We start from the raw sequence: 18,214 nt of genomic DNA on the forward strand, positions 1-18,214 counted from the left end.
TAAAATAAACCATTAGCCTTAAAAATCCAAAACAGTAAACCAATCCACACTTCTAGAGCAAACAACATAAATTTATGCGCTGCTAGCATAAAGTAACTGTCAAATTGATCGGTAATGCATGCTCAGTGGAAGTTAAAAGTCGCGGGTAATAGTAAGTCTAGAGTGATGGTGAGAGCTTCAAATAGGTAAACAATAAAGTGCTTATACATGATTCAGAGCTATGGACATTAAACATCTGTTTTTGTAGGTTGTCTTATTTAAGCAGATAATGTCTATACAGTTTTTATCGGCTGTAACAGCTTTTACTTATAAAGGATAGAGTGATTTAGTGTAAGTACTTTTTATTTTTAGAACTAAAAAAGCGAGCCGTAGCTCGCTGCTTATTGTTTATTTCCAGGCCTCGGGGTCGACCTCTTTAGCAAGCTTTGGATGCTTAGTTTTATCAAATGTAGGCGTTAAACCTTGTTTTCGTTGCTCGTTATAATCTTTAGAGAGCCATACAACAACACCTGAAAGCATAAATAGCGCTATAACGTTCACAATAGCCATTAAGCCCATTGATATATCTGCAAGCGTCCAAATTAAACCAAGCTCACCGACTGCACCAAACATCACCATACCTAAAACAACAAGTCTAAAGATAAACATACCTTTATTAGAGTTGTGTTCTAAAAACATTAAATTTGTTTCAGCATAAGAGTAATTCGCAACAATAGACGTAAAAGCAAAAAAGAGTATAGCGATAGCAATAAAGTAAGTACCCCAATCTCCAACATGTTCTTGTAATGCAGCTTGAGTAAGTTCAATACCTAATACACCAGACTCAGGTACTAATTGCTGTGAAAGCAAGATAAGTGAGGCAGTGGCGGTACAAATTACAATAGTATCAATAAATACACCTAACATTTGCACATAACCTTGTGATGCCGGATGTGGAGGGTAAGGCGTTGCCGTAGCAGCGGCATTAGCAGCACTACCCATACCAGCTTCGTTTGAAAATAAACCACGCTTGATCCCTTGGATCATAGCTTGCGTTATGCCATAACCAATTGCACCGGCCCCTGCTTGCTCAATACCAAAGGCACTTTTTATAATAAGCACTAGTACATCCGGTAGCGCAGTAAAGTTAACAGCACAAACATAAAGAGCAACCAGCAAATAAGCTAATGCCATAAATGGCACAACCATTTCAGCAAAGCGAGAAATTGTTTTCAGGCCACCAAAAATAATGATGCCAGAGCCAATCACTAAGAAAATACCTACTATATACTTAGGTACATCAAATGCCACTTCAAATGCGGCAGCAATAGAGTTTGACTGCACAGCGTTAAATACTAAACCAAAGGCTAAAATCAAGCATAATGAGAATAAAACGCCCATCCAGCGCTTACCTAAACCATTTTGCATATAATAAGCAGGGCCACCTCTGAAGTTACCTTCAGCATCTTTTGTTTTATAAGCCTGTGCTAAAGTACTTTCAGCAAAACTGGTTGCCATACCTATTAATGCAATCAGCCACATCCAAAAAATAGCACCTGGGCCGCCTAAATATAATGCAACCGCAACGCCGGCCATATTACCGGTGCCAACGCGGGCCGCTAGCGATGTACAAAAGGCTTGAAAGGATGAAATTTCGTCTTCACCACATTTACGAGAACCAAACATTACTTTAAACATATGTGGGAATTGTACAAATTGAATAAAGCCTAATCGAAAAGTAAAAAAGAGACCTGCTGCTATTAATAAGTAGACGAGAACCTGGCCCCATAAAAGGGCACTTATACTGTTTATTATGTCTGTCATGGGTACTACCTAAATACATGAGTTAAAAAAGTGACCGCAACTTATCACATCAAGATAAAAGTGTTTAGTTTTAAAGTGTAAAAGCAGAGTTATCAACAGGGCTTTGTGGGTAACGTGTGTTTATCGTGTGTGCTTGCTTGGGGCTTAATTTTAATTACTATTTTATGTAAATAACGCTTGCGTAAAATCCGCCGCTCCCTATAATGCGACCCCACTGAGACGGGATATGGCGACGCGCAGCGGACAACGCCTAGCGAGACCCAAACTACTCAGGGTGTTAAGTAAAACTTAGTGTTGATAAATATAACGTTTACCAAAATTAAGTGTTGACAAAAAAATAGGAAAGCGTAGTATGCGCAGCCCTAGCGAGATAAAGTTTAACTTTAACCGCAACGTTCTTTAACAATATAAAGCAATCATCTGTGTGGGCACTCGTACAGATTGAGTTCTAACAGCCAAGCTTAGTTCGCTAAGTAAGGCAAATAAATTAGAGTCTCAATTGAAAACTGAGTGACCAACAGAAGTAACTTATTTATAAGTTGCTTCGGCACAGTCAATTCAATATCGAAAGATATTAAAATAAATTCAGAATTCATTGAGCTGTCGAAAGATTAAAGTCTCTGAAGGGCCGTTGAAGACTACAACGTTGATAGGCAAGATGTGGAAGTGGTGTGAGCCATTAAGCTAACTTGTACTAATTACCCGTGAGGCTTAACCATACAACGCCAAACGCGTTTTATGTGATAGTGAAACACGCGAAGAAGTTAATATGACTAAAGTAGATATTACTGAAAGAACGACTTAAAAAATATTATCAGATATTTTCCAAATTCAGTTAGTGCGTAGTGATACGGACTGACAACCAAATTTGCTTGGTGACAATAGCGTTTTGGACCCACCTGACTCCATGCCGAACTCAGTAGTGAAACGAAACAGCGCCGATGATAGTGTAGCATTTGCTATGTGAAAGTAGGACATTACCAGGCTTCAAATTAAAGAAAGCCCGATTCGAAAGAGTCGGGCTTTTTTACGTCTGCAGAAAAGTGAAATGTGGGTGAATAGCGGACAATAAACGATGTAGCATTTCACTGTGGCTCTCCACCGCTGTAGGCACTACGACATTCTACTGCGTAGCGCACCGATCTCAAATTGTAGAAACCCGTTACAGCAATGTGACGGGTTTATTGCTATCTGGGATTTAATAAATAGCCAAGAACCCATGCTGAACTCAGTAGTGAAACAAAACAGCTCGAAGGCGAGCCCCACAGAAGGCCGCCCCGACGCAAAGATAGTATCCCATTTGCACTGTGGCTCTCCACAGCTGTGGGCACTACGACATTCTACTGCGTAGGGCACCGACTTCAAATTATAGAGAGCCCGAATCTAACGATTCGGGCTTTTTTACGTCAGCAGGAAAGTAAAAAGTGGGGGGCGCAACGTACACTTAAATTAATACCTAGCACCTAGGTCGGACGAGGATAAGACTCTCTACGCTAAAAACACGCTGACTGCACTTAAGATCCCTCTGAATCAAATCAATAATTCATATCAATCCGCAATAATACTTATACCAAACTGCATAAATCTTTGATCAATTTAACGAATTAAATTGCACTATAACGTCGTTAAAAATTTTTGCCTAGTTCTAGCGTAATTTTTTTAACGTTAAATAGACCCCATATATAAGCAGATTGGTATTAATCAATTTGAAGGATTAAATCTGACGCTAACAGCATTAAAAATTCCTATTTATAAATTACATATACCACTATAGATAACAAATATAATTTTGCTTTGTCAGTGGCTTTGATTTAGGATCAAAATAGTTTAAAACCAAGAACTAATAGCCTGTGCATAGATTATTAATTAGCGCCATCTCCATTTTATTTTGTTTTTCTGTTTCGGCAGTTGAAGTAACTGATCTATATCAAGATATTTTAAAAGTAGATGACAAAACTAGAGACACCCGATTAGCGGCGAGTCGCAAAGCTTTACTCAATGTTTTAGTGAAAGTAAGTGGTGATGAAACTGCAGATCAAAACAAGCAAGCACAGCAGCGCACGAAAGATATTTCTGATTATATGCTCAAGTTTGAATATGACGAGAGAGCAAATGGACAATTAAAACTCGTGGTTAAATTTGAAGCTCGAAAGATCAATGCATTAATTAAGGAGCTTAACTTGCCTTTATGGGGAGTACAGCGTCCGTTAGTTGCAATATGGTTAGGTATTGAAGACAACTGGCGTAGAGAACTGGTAACTCAAGAAAGCTACCCGCAATTAGAGCAGTTGATTTATGACAAAGCTGGGCGTCGTGGTTTACCGGTAGTTGTTCCCTTGCTTGATTTACAAGACAGACGTTTAGTGGGTATTCCAGAGGTGTGGGGTAATTTCTCAGAACCAGTAGAAGAAGCCTCTAGACGTTATAGTGCTGAGCGAAGTATTACTGCAAGAATGTATAAAGAAACAGATAGCGAAAATTGGATTTTAGATTGGCGCTTTACTAATGATGATTTATTTGATTCTAATCGATTAACGGGCGATAAACAGCAAATAGTGAGCCAAATGATTGATACGCTAGCACGTGGCCTTGCAAGTGAGTACGCTATTGATCCAAATGCTTATTATGAACAAGCAACGGCTTCATTAACATTGAAAGGCACGCAAAGTTTTGTTGATATTGAGCGTGCGAAACGTAGACTACTGAATTTAAGTGTTGTTACTGAGGTTACAATTGTTCGAAAAACATCAGAGTTTGTCGAGTTTAAACTAAATCACACGGGAAACGTTACCGATCTTAAAAAAGGTTTAGGACTTGAATCTTCGTTCAAGGACTATAAGGATCCACGCGACTTTTACCATGTTGTCGATAAAAATAGTCTAGAGTATCAGTGGGTAACGCCATAATGTTAACGTCAGATCCTATGCAAATGGCATTACCGGTAACACTACCGGATGACGAAACATTTGCATCGTATTTCGGTGGGGAAGATTCGTTAGAGGTTAATCATTTAAAGGATAGTTTTTTAAAGTTAGCAAAAGCGTTTCAGTACACTTATTTATGTGGGTTAGGCGATTCAGGCAAATCTCACCTTTTGTATGCAACCTGTATAAAAGCACAAGAGCGTGGCTTATCTAATATGTTATTGTCAATGCGCGAAGTGATAGATTTTGGACCTATGGTTTTAGATGGTTTAGAAGCGCTTGATGTTTTATGTATTGATGATGTACACCTAGTGGCTGGAAATGATGCATGGGAAAAAGCATTATTTAACTTTTTTAACAGATTTAACGAGCCTGGAAAAATGCTGGTTGTTACTGCTGATTTACTCCCTAGCATGCTTAATATTACGCTGCCTGATTTAGAATCTCGCCTAACGTGGGGAACAACCTTTCAAATTCGCTCTATGAGTGATGATGATAAAGCACAAGCACTTGTTAAGCGTGCTCATATGCGTGGCCTTGAATTAAGTGATGAATGTGCACGTTTTTTATTGACGCGCTTAAGCCGTGATATGCGTGCTTTACTCGATGTACTCGACACATTAGATCACGCATCGATGGCCGCACAGCGAAAATTAACAATTCCTTTTATAAAATCAACGTTAAAGCTGTAGTAGGTCTAGAATCTAGACCCTGCTTTCAGTTATCATAAGCTATTACTTAACAGCAATCACCTTCTGTGAAAGATCAGGTATCGAATGAACTTAGAAAACATATTAGCGCAAGCACTTGAGGCGGTAGCCAGTGCCAGTGAAATAGCGCAGTTAGAAGATATCAGGGTTAATTACCTTGGTAAAAAAGGCGAAATCACTAGCTTACTTAAAACGTTAGGTAAAATTGCCCCTGAAGAACGCAAAGAAGCAGGCCAAGTTATAAACCAAGCTAAACAAGATGTGCAAGCTGCTATCACTGAAAAGCGTGAATTGCTAGCAAGTAAAGCACTTGAAGAAAAGCTAGCGGCTGAAACTATAGATGTAACTCTACCAGGGCGCGTTATGCCAGCTGGCGGTTTACACCCAGTTACGCGCACTATCGAACGTATAGAAAGCTTTTTTGGTGAGTTAGGGTTTGAAGTTAAATCAGGCCCAGAGATAGAAGATGATTTTCATAACTTTGATGCACTAAATATTCCTGAGCATCATCCAGCACGTGCTGATCACGATACCTTTTATTTTAATCCTAAATTAGTACTACGTACACAAACAAGTGGTGTGCAAATCCGTACTATGGAAACTGAGCAGCCACCACTGCGAATTATTTCACCTGGACGTGTATACCGTAACGATTACGACCAAACGCATACACCTATGTTCCATCAGGTAGAGGGGTTAATGGTTGATACTGATGTTAGCTTTACTGAGCTAAAAGGTATTTTGCATGATTTTTTACGTAACTTTTTTGAAGAAGATATGGAAATTCGTTTTCGTCCTTCATTCTTCCCATTTACAGAACCTTCAGCTGAAGTAGATGTTATGGGTAAAGACGGTAAGTGGTTAGAAGTACTAGGCTGCGGCATGGTACATCCAAATGTACTTAAGTCTGTGGGTATCGACCCAGAAAAATACACCGGCTTTGCTTTTGGCATGGGTGTAGAGCGCTTAACTATGTTGCGCTATGGCGTAAACGATTTACGTGCATTTTTCGAAAATGACTTAAAATTCCTAAACCAGTTCCGTTAAGAGTGAAACAATAAAATGAAATTTAGTGAAAAGTGGTTAAGAGAGTGGGTTAATCCTGCTATTGATACGCAAGCTCTTTCGGAACAGCTTTCAATGGCTGGTCTAGAAGTTGATGGCGTTGAGCCTGCTGCTGCCAAATTTAATGGCGTAGTTGTAGGTGAAGTTGTTGAATGTGGACAACACCCAGATGCAGATAAACTGCGTGTTACCAAAATTAACGTCGGTGGCGATGAGCTACTTGATATCGTGTGTGGTGCACCAAATTGTCGTTTAGGTATTAAAGTTGCTGTTGCAACTGTGGGTGCTGTACTGCCTGGTGACTTTAAAATTAAAAAAGCCAAACTACGCGGCCAACCTTCAAACGGAATGCTATGTGCTTTTGTTGAACTAGGTATTAGCGAAGAAGGCGACGGCATTATGGAATTGCCAAGCGATGCACCAGTAGGCATTGATTTACGTGACTACCTAGGTCTTGATGATAATATTATAGATGTTGATTTAACACCAAACCGTGGTGACTGCTTAGGTATAAAAGGTCTAGCACGCGAAGTAGGCGTTTTAAATAGTATTGACGTAAACGTATTAGATATTCCAGCTGTTACTCCAACAATTGATGACAAAGTATCAATTGAGCTAGTTAATGAAGATGCATGTCCTCGTTACCTTGGTCGTGTGATAAAGGGCATTAACCTTGATGCAGAAACACCGCTTTGGATGGTTGAAAAGCTACGCCGCAGTGGCGTACGTACAATCGACCCAGTGGTTGATGTTACAAACTATGTATTACTTGAGCTTGGTCACCCAATGCACGCGTTTGATTTAAATGCGATTGAAGGTGGTATTAAAGTACGTAGTGCAAACGCAAGTGAAGAACTTGTTTTATTAGACGGTAACACCGCTAAATTAAACGACACAACACTTGTGATAGCCGATCATAACAAAGCACTAGCAATTGCGGGTGTTTTTGGTGGTGAGCAATCAGGTGTTACAGATAAAACATCTGATATATTACTTGAAAGTGCATTTTTTAACCCTGTAGCAATTGCAGGACAAGCACGTAGCTACGGTTTACACACTGATGCTTCACACCGTTATGAACGCGGTGTTGATTTTGCTCTGCAACATGATGCAATGGAGCGTGCAACAGCGCTACTTCTTGAAATCGTAGGCGGTCAAGCAGGCCCAGTTGTTGAAGCTGTAGCGGCTGACAAACTACCAAAAGTGACTGAAGTACGTCTTCGTCGTGCTCGTTTAGACCGTGTTATTGGTCATCATATTGAAGATGCTAAAGTAACTGATATTCTTACGCGTTTAGGCCTTGATGTTAAAGTAGAAAATGAAAGCTGGAGTGCGGACGTACCAAGCTACCGTTTTGATATTCGCATCGAAGAAGATTTAATTGAAGAAGTAGCACGTGTTTACGGCTACAACAGCATTCCTAATGTTGCACCAACTGCAAAACTTAAAATGACGACACATAACGAAGCAACTATTGCGCTTAGCAAGTTCCGCAATACGCTAGTGACTCGTGGTTACCAAGAAGCAATCACGTACAGTTTTGTAGATCCTAAAGCACAAGCTATTTTACACCCTGAGTGTAAAGCAATGGAATTACCGCACCCTATTTCAATTGAAATGTCAGCGATGCGTGTAAGTTTAATGCCGGGTTTATTAGCGTCTGTAGCGTATAACCAAAATCGCCAACAGCCTCGTATTCGTTTATTTGAACATGGTCTTAAATTTATAAGCGACGAAAGTGCAGAAAATGGTGTTTACCAAGTACCGGTTATTGGCGGCGTTATTACGGGTCTTGTAAATGGTGAACATTGGGTTGAAGAAAAACGTAACGTTGATTTTTACGATTTAAAAGGTGATGTTGAAGCATTACTTGCAATTACTAATGATGTTACTCGCTTTGAAATTAAAGCAGAGCAGTCAGATGGACTTCACCCTGGGCAATCAGCAGTAATCTATGTTGATGGCAAAAAGGTTGGTTTTTTTGGTGCTTTACACCCTCAAGCTCAAAAGTCGTTAGATATCAACAACGCAACTTTTGTTTTTGAAATTGAAATGTCAGCAATAGAAAAAAGAAATTTACCGCAGGCAGAAGGGGTGTCTAAATTCCCTTCAAATCGCCGCGACATCGCTATTTTAGTGGCGGACAGCGTTCAATCAGGTGATATTTTGAGCGCGATCGAAAAAGTTGGCGGAAATCAATTGGTTGACCTAAACTTATTCGATGTGTATAAGGGCAAAGGTATTGAGCCAAATTGTAAGAGTTTGGCGATTGCTCTAACACTGCAAGCGGTTGATAGAACACTCGAAGAGAAAGATATCAATCTAGTAGTTGATAACGTGGTGGCCGAATTGGCCGAACAGTTTAATGCATCGTTGAGGGACTAGATATGGCGCTTACTAAAGCCGACATAGCTGAACACCTATTTGAAAAGCTCGGGATCAATAAAAAAGATGCCAAAGATTTAGTTGAAGCGTTTTTTGAAGAAATCCGCTCAGCGCTAGAAAAAGGCGAGCAGGTTAAGCTCTCTGGATTTGGTAACTTTGATCTTCGAGATAAAAAAGAAAGACCAGGCCGCAATCCGAAAACAGGTGAAGATATTCCTATTTCGGCGCGTCGTGTGGTGACCTTTAGACCAGGTCAGAAGCTTAAAACCCGTGTTGAAGTGGGTACAAGCAAAGAAAAATAAAAAAAGGCAGCGTAAGCTGCCTTTTTTTTAATTACGTTTCTGAGCTGCTTATATTAATTTGCAATAATACTTAACCTGAACTCTGGTTAAGATATTTACTAATATATTGAATCATAATAATATTTAAACTTATTTTTCTCTAGCCAGAGATTTTCAGTGAAAACAAGGCGAACTTACGCGTCAATAGCTGGCCTATTGCAAGTAAATTCAACGTAGTTAGCGCTGAAAATAGCTGCTCGAGATAGATTTATTATCCAGAGTTCAGGTTACTTAATCAATTTGAGGGATTAAATCTAACGCTAATTGCGTTAAAAATTTCTGATATAGAACAATTAGATAACGAAATTCTTGCCTTGTTATCAACACGATTTTCTTACCTCACAATAAATCACTTAATTAAGCGATTAAATACTCCTAAGATAGATCAAATCTCAATTTTGAAAGGTTAGCCAGCACTACCGAATCTTTTTTAACTAACTGTACTATCCTCACAATGTTCAACGCTCCTTCATCGCTAATATGAAAAAAACGCAACCAAAAATGTATAGAATTAGCCAAAGATATTGTTAAAGTTTACGCTTTTCTAAAATCATTTGGCCCCGAATAGTAGAGAATAACCTGAGATTAAATTAGAATAGCTGTGCCCATTTGGGCTATCCGTTCAAAAATGTTTAACTTAGGTAAATAAAATGACCTCATCTCACGAGTTAGAATACACGAATAGTTGGCAAGAGCGCCAAGATTACGCAGAAAGCATGCAACCAATCATAGGTAAGCTTTATCGTAATCGTGGTATTGAAATTGCTGTATATGGCCGTCCTCTCGTAAATGCCAGTACTATCGATATTATCAAATCTCACAAAACCGTTGCTCAGTTTGAAGGCACTAAATTACGTTTACGCGAAAGCTTCCCATTTTTAGAAGCTATCAGCAAAATGGAATTAAACTCTGCACGTATTGATATTGGTAAGCTTGCATATAGTTATTTGTTCACTGAAGCTGCAAAAGGCCGCTCGGTAGAAGAATTTGTAAAAGATGAGCTTGCAGAAATAGCTGACTCACCAGCTAGAGAGCCGCGTGATGTTGTACTTTATGGCTTTGGCCGTATTGGTCGTTTACTTGCGCGCTTGTTGATTGAAAAATCAGGTCCATATTCAGATTTACGTTTGCGCGCGATTGTTGTGCGAGGCGGTAAAGAAGGCGATCTTGAAAAACGTGCAAGCTTATTGCGCCGAGATTCAATTCATGGCCCATTCAACGGTTCAATCACGATTGACAAAGAACGTAATGCTATTAAAGCTAATGGCAGCTACATCCAAGTTATTTACGCTAACTCTCCTAGCGAAATTGATTACACTCAATACGGTATCGACAATGCATTGATTGTTGATAACACGGGTATTTGGAAAGATGAAGCAGGCCTTGGTCAGCATCTAGAGTGTAAAGGCGCCGCAAAAGTATTACTAACAGCGCCTGCAAAAGGTAATATCAAAAATATCGTATATGGTGTTAATAACAAAGATATTTTGCCTGAAGATAAAATTGTATGTGCAGCGAGCTGTACAACCAATGCAATTACACCAACGCTTAAAGCACTAAATGATAAGTTTGGTATTAATAATGGCCATGTTGAAACTGTTCACTCGTACACGAACGATCAAAACCTTATCGATAACTACCACAAAGCAGAGCGCCGTGGCCGTGCCGCTGCACTTAATATGGTAATCACTGAAACAGGTGCTGCAAAAGCGGTTTCAAAAGCATTACCAGAGCTTGAAGGCAAGTTAACAGGTAACGCAATCCGCGTACCCACACCGAATGTATCGCTCGCTATTTTGAACCTTAACTTAGCAAAAAGCACAACGGTTGAAGAGTTAAACTCATTCCTACGTCATGCTGCACTTCATTCCGATTTGCGCGATCAAATTGATTACACAGCATCAACGGAAATTGTATCTACCGATTTAGTAGGTAGCCGTTACGCAGGTGTTGTTGATTCACAAGCGACGATCGTTGAAGATAACCGTATTGTATTATATGTATGGTATGACAATGAATTCGGTTACAGCTGCCAAGTAGTTCGTTGTATGCGCGATATGGCCGAAGTGTCATTCCCAAGCTTACCTCGCTAATATATTGCAGTGATTTAAAAGCCAGCATTTTGCTGGCTTTTTTGGTCATGTGTTATTTTTAAAGCTTATTCCATGTGATAGGCTTTAATTATGTAAGTGTTGGTCGTACTTTGTTTTTCGAAGTTCCCAGTATTTTTCTACACGTATGAGTGTACCTGTAGTGTTAGCTCTGCAAATTAGTAAGCAGATAAATTTATTTAACTTAAAGGTTTTTTCATGAAAATCAGCAGCAATTTCGACAGTGGTAATATTAAAGTAATAGAAGCCACCGATCCTTTAAATATTCAATTAGAAATTAACAAAGATCATCAGTCTGAATTTTATCAGTGGTTTCACTTTCGCCTTGAAACAACGCCTTACCAATTGCATAAGTTAAATATTAATGAGCTTGAAAAATCAGCTTATCCAGATGGTTGGGAAGGTTACCAAGCAGTTGCGTCGTATGACCGTCAAACATGGTTTCGTGTACCATCAAGCTATGATAATGGCACATTAAGTTTTGAAATCGAACCAGAGTGCGGCAGTGTGTATTTTGCCTACTTTGCACCATACAGCTATGAGCGCCATTTAGATTTACTGTCTTGGGCACAAAGCCAAGGCGCTTGCCAATTAGAAACGCTGGGTGAAACGCTCGATGGCCGCGACATGAGCGTACTTAAAATTGGTGAGCCAAGTGAAGACAAGAAAAACATCTGGATCACAGCTCGTCAACACCCTGGTGAAACAATGGCGCAGTGGTACGTAGAAGGTCTACTTCACAAATTACTTGATGATGAAGACCCACATGCAGCTGCGCTTCTATCAAAAGCAGTTTTTTACATTGTGCCAAATATGAACCCAGACGGCAGTGCGCGTGGGCATCTTCGTACTAACGCGAAAGGCGTTAACTTAAACCGTGAATGGCAAACACCAAGTATGGAAAATAGCCCTGAGGTTTACCTAGTCCTTAATAAAATGCGCGAAGCTGGTTTAGATATGCACCTTGACATACATGGCGATGAAGCTATCCCATATAACTTTGTGGCAGGCAGTGAAGGTATTCCAAGTTACGATGCACGTCTTAAAGGCTTAGAAGATAGCTTTAAAGCAGCACTTTTAACTATTACGCCTGAATTCCAAGATGAGCATGGCTATCCAAAAGACGAGCCAGGCCAAGCTAACCTTACGGTAGGTTCATCAGCCACGGCTGAAGAATTTAAAGCATTAACTTACACCGTTGAGATGCCATTTAAAGATAATAACGATTTACCAGATCCAGATTATGGCTGGTCAGACCGTCGTTCGTATCAATTTGGTCAAGATACGTTAGCGGCTATTGTTAATGTTGTTGATAATTTAAGATAAAACGTTTATCAAAAGGGTATCAATAGTTTTGATACCCTTTTTGCTTTTAACAAAACCCTTTGTATAAAATAATAATAATCATCATATAGCAACTGCATTCTTAAAGCGTTTTCACGCTTCTTCGCTGCGTATCATCGCCGTATCGGTACAAATCAATCTACTTTCATTTAAATACTTCAGGTGTAGTGCCTTACAACAAATGTGTAATTAGATATTTTGAAAATTAAGTGTTAACAAAGTTGGTGTACTTAAGTTAATATTAATTAAATCATCAGTCGGGGCGGGAGAGGTACAACCTTATTTCGTAAAGCTTATGTTGCAAAGTAGCTAAAGCAGAGTCTCGTAATCAAAAATAATAAATATAACTATAGAGGATATCCATGGAAGCTATTGTAAGCGCTGTTAATGATGTTGTTTGGAGTAACGCACTCATCTATTTATGCCTAGGCGCAGGCTTGTTTTATTCAGTATTAACTCGATTTGCTCAAGTTAGACATTTTAAAGAAATGTGCAAGTTATTATTCAGTCCTAATACGTCTGATAAAGGTATCTCATCTTTTCAGGCTCTTGCAGTATCGTTGTCTGGACGAGTAGGCGTTGGTAATATCGCAGGCGTTGCAGCGGCTATTGGTTTTGGTGGACCAGGTGCTATTTTTTGGATGTGGGTTGTTGCTTTTCTAGGCGCAAGTACCGCATTTGCAGAGTCTACTCTAGGGCAAATTTATAAAACAGAAGAAGACGGGCAATATCGTGGTGGCCCAGCCTATTATTTTGACCGTTGTTTAGGGCAAAAATGGCTGGCTATTTTATTTGCTGTTTCGGCAATTATAGCGTGTGGTGTTTTCCTGCCAGGCGTACAAGCAAATGCGGTAGGTAATGCGTTTACCCAAGTATTTGGCGATGGCAATATTGTCTCTACTAGCTTTGGTGACGTAGGCAGCTTTAAGTTGGTCGCTTTGGCAATTATCCTTATTGTTTTGGCATTTATTATTTTTGGCGGTATAAAACGTATTGCGAACTTTACTCAAATTGTGGTGCCATTTATGGCACTTGGTTACATAGTATTGGCATTAATCGTGGTATTTTTAAACTTAGATAAAGTGGGCGATATATTTTATTTAATCATTAGTGATGCGTTTACAGCACAGGCTGGTTTTGGCGCAGCTATTGGTTGGGGCGTTAAACGTGGCATATATTCTAATGAAGCTGGCCAAGGTACTGGGCCTCATGCAGCAGCTGCCGCAGAAGTAGATCACCCTGCTCAACAAGGTTTAGTACAAGCTTTTTCTGTTTATGTTGATACTCTCTTTGTGTGTACTGCAACAGCATTAATGATTTTAATAACGCAGCAATACAATATTGTGGGTGAGTTACCAGCAGGGCAGTTTATTGTACAAAATGTTGATGCAGCTACTGAAGTTGGATCGGCAGCCTTTACGCAAATGGCTTTATTTAGTGTATTTGGTAGCTTTGGACAAGCATTTGTTGGTATCGCGTTGTTTTTCTTTGCCTTTACTACAATACTTGCTTATTACTTTATTGCGGAAACGAATATTGCTTACTTAAATCGTTACTTTAAAGGCAGTATTCCGCTTGTACTGGTGAAATTTGTGATTATGTTCATGGTTGCATACGGTATGGTGAACAATTCAGGTTATATCTGGACTATTGGTGATATTGGCGTTGGCTTAATGGCATGGATCAACATATTGGGTATCTTAGCCATCTTCTTCGTTGCTAAGCCTGCTTTATTATGTTTGAGCGATTATGAAGAACAAAAGAAAAAAGGCGAAAAAATCATATTTGACCCAGTTAAATTAGGCATTAAAAATGCAACTTTTTGGGAAAAACGTTTAGAAAAGCAGTCAAAAGACGCTGAGTAACTAAACTCAGTGAGTAACGTGGAAAATTATCGTCCTTAAATGATTTATTGGTTTGAATTCAAAAAAGACAACGAGAAATAAAACACGTACAATAAAGGCGCCGAAAGGCGCTTTTTTTATGCGTAGTATGGAGAGAAGTATGGCGATTATTCGTTGCCCAAAATGTGCAAAATCAATTTCAGATAAACATAAGCAATGTCCGCATTGCGAAAGTAACATTGCAGAGCTAAACGACGAGCAAGTTCAACAACTTCAGCGCGAGCAGCGAATTAAAAAAAAGCAGATGTTTATAAATCACTCCTTTTTGGCGCTTATCTTGTTTTTAGGTGGTTTTTTCTGTTTATACTTTTTACAACCACAAGAAGAAACACTGCAGTGGTACGCTTACACCGCTGCAATAGGCGTAGGATGTATTTGGTATCTTATAAACCGTATTGTTTTAGTGACACTAAAAAAGAAAAAATGACATGAATATCGATAATCTTGTACAAAATATTACTCCCGAATTATTTGAACGCTTACAATACGGTGCCTCTACTGGTAAATGGCCAGATGGTACCGTTTTATCCGATGAGCAAAAGCAACAAACAGTGCAGTTGGTTATGTTGTACCAAGCAAAAGTGGCTCAATCAAATGAGCAATTTACGATTGGTGCTAATGGTGAAATGATCCAAAAGACAAAAGCTCAACTACAAAAAGAATTTAAATCAGACAACGAAATAGCTAGGTTTAGTGAACATGATCTTTAAGCACCTTTTTACACCAAAATGGAAACACCCTAAGCAACAAGTACGTCTTGATGCTATCGAAAAACTCGACATTGAACGTGATGCAACCATATTAAACACGTTAGCACTTGAAGATAGCTCCGCTGAAATACGCCGTAAAGCGCTTCAAAAAGTAAATGACTTACCACTTTGGTGGAAAGCGTATAAACAAGATCAAGCATTAAAAGATATAGCAGAACTTCAAATATCTAATGCTGTTTTAAATAGTGAAAGTACACTAGCACCACAAATTAAAAACGAATATATAGAGCGTTTTGCGCCCGTTAAAACACTCGAAAAGTTAGCATTTGCAGAAAAAGAACTGTTAGTACGCGTTAAATTACTGAAGCGTTTAGCAAATCCAAAACTAGTCGAAAAAGCCTTTAAAGAAGGTAGCGAAGAGCTACAAACTCAATTAGTTGAGCTTGTTATTACACATCAATTAATTAAGCCATTAGTAAAACATGCTAAGGGCGGTGCAAAAGCAGCACTTAACACGCATATTGAAAATGAGCGTTTAGCAATTGAAATGCCACTTCAGGTTGAAAGTGCTACCCGTGTTATTTTAGCTAAGCTAAATGCCTTGCGTGAAAAAACAGACTTTGCTCTTGTTAATCCACAAGCGAGCGATTTAATAGCTCAGTGGCAAGCACTTGAGCTTAAATGGTTAAGTGATGAACGTGTTAAGCTTCTAGATGAAAAATATACTTCCATCACCACTAAGTTAGATGCACACATTGAACAGCTCAAAGCGTTACACGACAAAGAGCAGCAGCAATTAGCACTGCAACAGCGACAGCTGCTTGCCCTTGCAACGCTCGAAGCTTTAAGCGACGAAATAGAAAACGCGTTACAGCTTGGGCTCGAAACACCAGAGCAAATTCAACAAGATTGGCTTGATGCAAAAGTAGCGCAAGCTAAGCAAGCTATTAGCGAAACAGAGCTTGCTAACAATGCCCAATCAAAATTGGCTGTAAGCAAGTTAGAAAAACTATTTACTCAAGTAACTAAATTACCTGAACTAACAACGGCTATAAAAGAATACAAACTCGCTTTTGCAGCATTATGCGAAATAAAACCTGCTGAAGGTTTGGCGCAATATGATGAAACCTTAACTGCATTTAATAATGGCTTTAAAGCAGCGCGTAATCATTTGAATATTTTAGATGGCGCACTACAAAGTACATTTAAAACCCAGTTAAGTGCGCATAAAAAGCAATTTTTAGCGCCAATGAATGAGTTAATCAAGCCACTTGAGAAAAACCAAAGCCAAGCAAAACGCAAAGCACGTGATGTTAAACGACTAATTGAAGAAGGCCGATTTAATGTTGCTTTTGGTGTGTTTAAAGGGTTTGAAGAATTATTTAATACCCTAACCCAGCAATATCAACAGCCGCTTGTAAATATAAAAGCAGATCTTGAAGCACAACTTGCAAATGCAAAAGATTGGCAAAAATACGCAGCAGCACCAAAGCGTGAAGCGTTATTAGAAGAAGTAAGTGCCTTAGTGAGCGAAGAGTGCACCGATCCACAACAACGTGCAGAGCAAGTGAAAGTGCTACGTAAACGTTGGAATGAGTTAGGTCGTTTAGATACCGACGAAGAAAAGCAACAAGGCGTGCAGTTTGATGAAAAAATCGAGCTGTTATTTGCACCTTGTCGTAGTTACTTTGCGGATCAAGAAGTACAACGCGAAGCATCAAAAGCACAACGCGAAAATATTATTAGCGATATGCACGCACTGCATTTGCAGGCTACTTCAGAGGATAACTTTGATTGGAAGCAATATGAAAGCCAATATAATCGTTTAAATAAAGCGTGGCGCAGTGTAGGTAAAGTTGATCCTAAAACATACCGCACATTAAATGACAGCTACAAAAATGAGCAGCAACAAGTTCTGGCTTTATTAAACGCATTTCATAAAAGTAATGCCACACTTAAAAATGAATTGGTAGAAAAAGCACAGCAATTGTCTCAAAGTGATGATTTGGCTGCGGCTTGTCAAGAGTTGAAGCAGATGCAGCAGCAATGGCAAACTATTGGTTTTGCAGGCTTGAAAGCTGAAAATGCCTTATGGCAAAAATTTCGTCAGTTTAATGACGAAACATTTACTAAGCGTAGTAGTGAGTTTGAGCAGCAAAAACTTGAGCAAAACGAGTCAGATAAACAAGCAGCAGCAGAACTTACTGAGCTTGAAGTAGCATTGAGTGATGTTAACCAAAGAGCGCAGTTGCACGACCTAGAAACGAAAGTAAAAGGGTACGCTCAATTTAGATCATTATCGCCTAAGGTAACTAAATTATTAGCAGCCATTGAAGATAAACTTGCCTTGCTTATCAGTAAATCAGAGCAAGCTAATTTATATGCGTTAATTACAGCACTTGAAAACAATGAAGCGTTACCAAGCCAGTATCAAGCACCGCTTAAAACAACGCTAAATACCGAACAGCTTATTACGCGCATGGAAATACTAGCGAACGTCAGTTCAACTGATAAGTCTCTTAGAATGGCAGAGCAAGTAGCCATGTTAGATGACAAGCATCGTGGCGAACATGCTGATTTAAACTATTATTTAAAACAGTTATTAGCGCTCAGTGCCGGTTCAGTTGAACCTGACACACTAACGCGACTTAAAGCGACACTTGCAGCTTAATGCACTAGGGCATGTTGGCCTTTCGTGGTTGAATTTGCAGCAGATTGTTTGGTATTTAGGCAGGGCAGAGTCTATGTAGTGTGGTTATTCCCCATAAATAGGCGATAACGCAGCATAAATGCCAAACATGCGCTGCCCTTTGGGTTCTTTCTAGGGACGATTAACTCTTTGTTGCTCGGTTTTGACTTAGCCCGCTAGGTTACAAACCTCACGCCGCGATTAAATCGACCCTAGATTGAACAAATT

General features: G+C 39.3%; 12 protein-coding genes, 1 rRNA gene and 1 other annotated feature. Of the genes, 12 read left to right on the top strand and 1 reads right to left on the bottom strand.

Going from position 1 to position 18,214, the window contains the following annotated elements; translation table 11 throughout:
• Positions 1–387: 387 nt before the first annotated feature.
• Positions 388–1,803, bottom strand: coding sequence for an alanine/glycine:cation symporter family protein (locus ACJJVZ_RS09180; protein ID WP_405599887.1), 1,416 nt, complete (start codon positions 1,801–1,803; stop codon positions 388–390).
• A gap of 623 nt (positions 1,804–2,426) precedes the next feature.
• Positions 2,427–2,508 (top strand) — a sequence feature (23S ribosomal RNA rRNA prediction is too short).
• Positions 2,509–2,674: 166 nt separating this feature from the next.
• Between ACJJVZ_RS09180 and rrf the strand changes: the two genes are divergently transcribed.
• The 12 genes from rrf to ACJJVZ_RS09240 all read left to right on the top strand — a co-directional run bounded on the left by rrf (position 2,675) and on the right by ACJJVZ_RS09240 (position 17,968).
• Positions 2,675–2,789: ribosomal RNA gene (gene rrf / locus ACJJVZ_RS09185) — 5S ribosomal RNA — on the top strand.
• 864 nt (positions 2,790–3,653) lie between these two features.
• Entirely contained in the window at positions 3,654–4,709 is a 1,056-nt protein-coding gene (locus tag ACJJVZ_RS09190; RefSeq protein ID WP_405599908.1) for a DUF2066 domain-containing protein, read from the top strand.
• Positions 4,709–5,419, top strand: a complete 711-nt coding sequence (hda, locus tag ACJJVZ_RS09195) for a DnaA regulatory inactivator Hda (protein WP_171037557.1) — start codon at positions 4,709–4,711, stop codon at positions 5,417–5,419. Before ACJJVZ_RS09190 ends, hda begins: the two co-directional genes overlap by 1 nt.
• An 84-nt stretch (positions 5,420–5,503) precedes the next feature.
• On the top strand, positions 5,504–6,484 hold the full coding sequence (gene pheS, locus ACJJVZ_RS09200) for a phenylalanine--tRNA ligase subunit alpha (RefSeq protein WP_077537570.1): 981 nt from the start codon (positions 5,504–5,506) through the stop codon (positions 6,482–6,484).
• Positions 6,485–6,499: 15 nt separating this feature from the next.
• Entirely contained in the window at positions 6,500–8,887 is a 2,388-nt protein-coding gene (gene pheT, locus ACJJVZ_RS09205; protein WP_405599911.1) for a phenylalanine--tRNA ligase subunit beta, read from the top strand.
• Positions 8,888–8,889: 2 nt separating this feature from the next.
• On the top strand, positions 8,890–9,189 hold the full coding sequence (gene ihfA, locus ACJJVZ_RS09210; RefSeq protein WP_077537572.1) for an integration host factor subunit alpha: 300 nt from the start codon (positions 8,890–8,892) through the stop codon (positions 9,187–9,189).
• 689 nt (positions 9,190–9,878) lie between these two features.
• Complete coding sequence (locus ACJJVZ_RS09215; protein WP_077537573.1) at positions 9,879–11,321, top strand: glyceraldehyde-3-phosphate dehydrogenase; 1,443 nt, start codon at positions 9,879–9,881, stop codon at positions 11,319–11,321.
• A gap of 216 nt (positions 11,322–11,537) precedes the next feature.
• Positions 11,538–12,665 (top strand): M14-type cytosolic carboxypeptidase, encoded by a 1,128-nt coding sequence (locus tag ACJJVZ_RS09220; RefSeq protein WP_405599914.1) that lies wholly within the window; start codon positions 11,538–11,540, stop codon positions 12,663–12,665.
• A gap of 380 nt (positions 12,666–13,045) precedes the next feature.
• Positions 13,046–14,548, top strand: a complete 1,503-nt coding sequence (locus ACJJVZ_RS09225) for a sodium:alanine symporter family protein (protein ID WP_077537575.1) — start codon at positions 13,046–13,048, stop codon at positions 14,546–14,548.
• Between the two features lie 139 nt (positions 14,549–14,687).
• Complete coding sequence (locus ACJJVZ_RS09230; protein ID WP_138583863.1) at positions 14,688–15,014, top strand: hypothetical protein; 327 nt, start codon at positions 14,688–14,690, stop codon at positions 15,012–15,014.
• A gap of 1 nt (position 15,015) precedes the next feature.
• Entirely contained in the window at positions 15,016–15,297 is a 282-nt protein-coding gene (locus ACJJVZ_RS09235; RefSeq protein WP_007378333.1) for a YeaC family protein, read from the top strand.
• Positions 15,287–17,968, top strand: a complete 2,682-nt coding sequence (locus tag ACJJVZ_RS09240; protein ID WP_405599916.1) for a DUF349 domain-containing protein — start codon at positions 15,287–15,289, stop codon at positions 17,966–17,968. Before ACJJVZ_RS09235 ends, ACJJVZ_RS09240 begins: the two co-directional genes overlap by 11 nt.
• Positions 17,969–18,214: the final 246 nt, after the last annotated feature.

Source organism: Pseudoalteromonas sp. Ld19 (assembly GCF_045064135.1).
Lineage (GTDB): Bacteria > Pseudomonadota > Gammaproteobacteria > Enterobacterales > Alteromonadaceae > Pseudoalteromonas > Pseudoalteromonas aliena.

Excerpts from the sequence above, each read along its gene's own strand:
- ACJJVZ_RS09180 (WP_405599887.1), bottom strand. The coding sequence starts at position 1,803 with ATGACAGACATAATAAACAGTATAAGTGCCCTTTTATGGGGCCAGGTT.
- hda (WP_171037557.1), top strand. The coding sequence starts at position 4,709 with ATGTTAACGTCAGATCCTATGCAAATGGCATTACCGGTAACACTACCG.
- pheS (WP_077537570.1), top strand. The coding sequence starts at position 5,504 with ATGAACTTAGAAAACATATTAGCGCAAGCACTTGAGGCGGTAGCCAGT.
- pheT (WP_405599911.1), top strand. The coding sequence starts at position 6,500 with ATGAAATTTAGTGAAAAGTGGTTAAGAGAGTGGGTTAATCCTGCTATT.
- ihfA (WP_077537572.1), top strand. The coding sequence starts at position 8,890 with ATGGCGCTTACTAAAGCCGACATAGCTGAACACCTATTTGAAAAGCTC.
- ACJJVZ_RS09215 (WP_077537573.1), top strand. The coding sequence starts at position 9,879 with ATGACCTCATCTCACGAGTTAGAATACACGAATAGTTGGCAAGAGCGC.
- ACJJVZ_RS09220 (WP_405599914.1), top strand. The coding sequence starts at position 11,538 with ATGAAAATCAGCAGCAATTTCGACAGTGGTAATATTAAAGTAATAGAA.
- ACJJVZ_RS09225 (WP_077537575.1), top strand. The coding sequence starts at position 13,046 with ATGGAAGCTATTGTAAGCGCTGTTAATGATGTTGTTTGGAGTAACGCA.
- ACJJVZ_RS09230 (WP_138583863.1), top strand. The coding sequence starts at position 14,688 with ATGGCGATTATTCGTTGCCCAAAATGTGCAAAATCAATTTCAGATAAA.
- ACJJVZ_RS09235 (WP_007378333.1), top strand. The coding sequence starts at position 15,016 with ATGAATATCGATAATCTTGTACAAAATATTACTCCCGAATTATTTGAA.
- ACJJVZ_RS09240 (WP_405599916.1), top strand. The coding sequence starts at position 15,287 with ATGATCTTTAAGCACCTTTTTACACCAAAATGGAAACACCCTAAGCAA.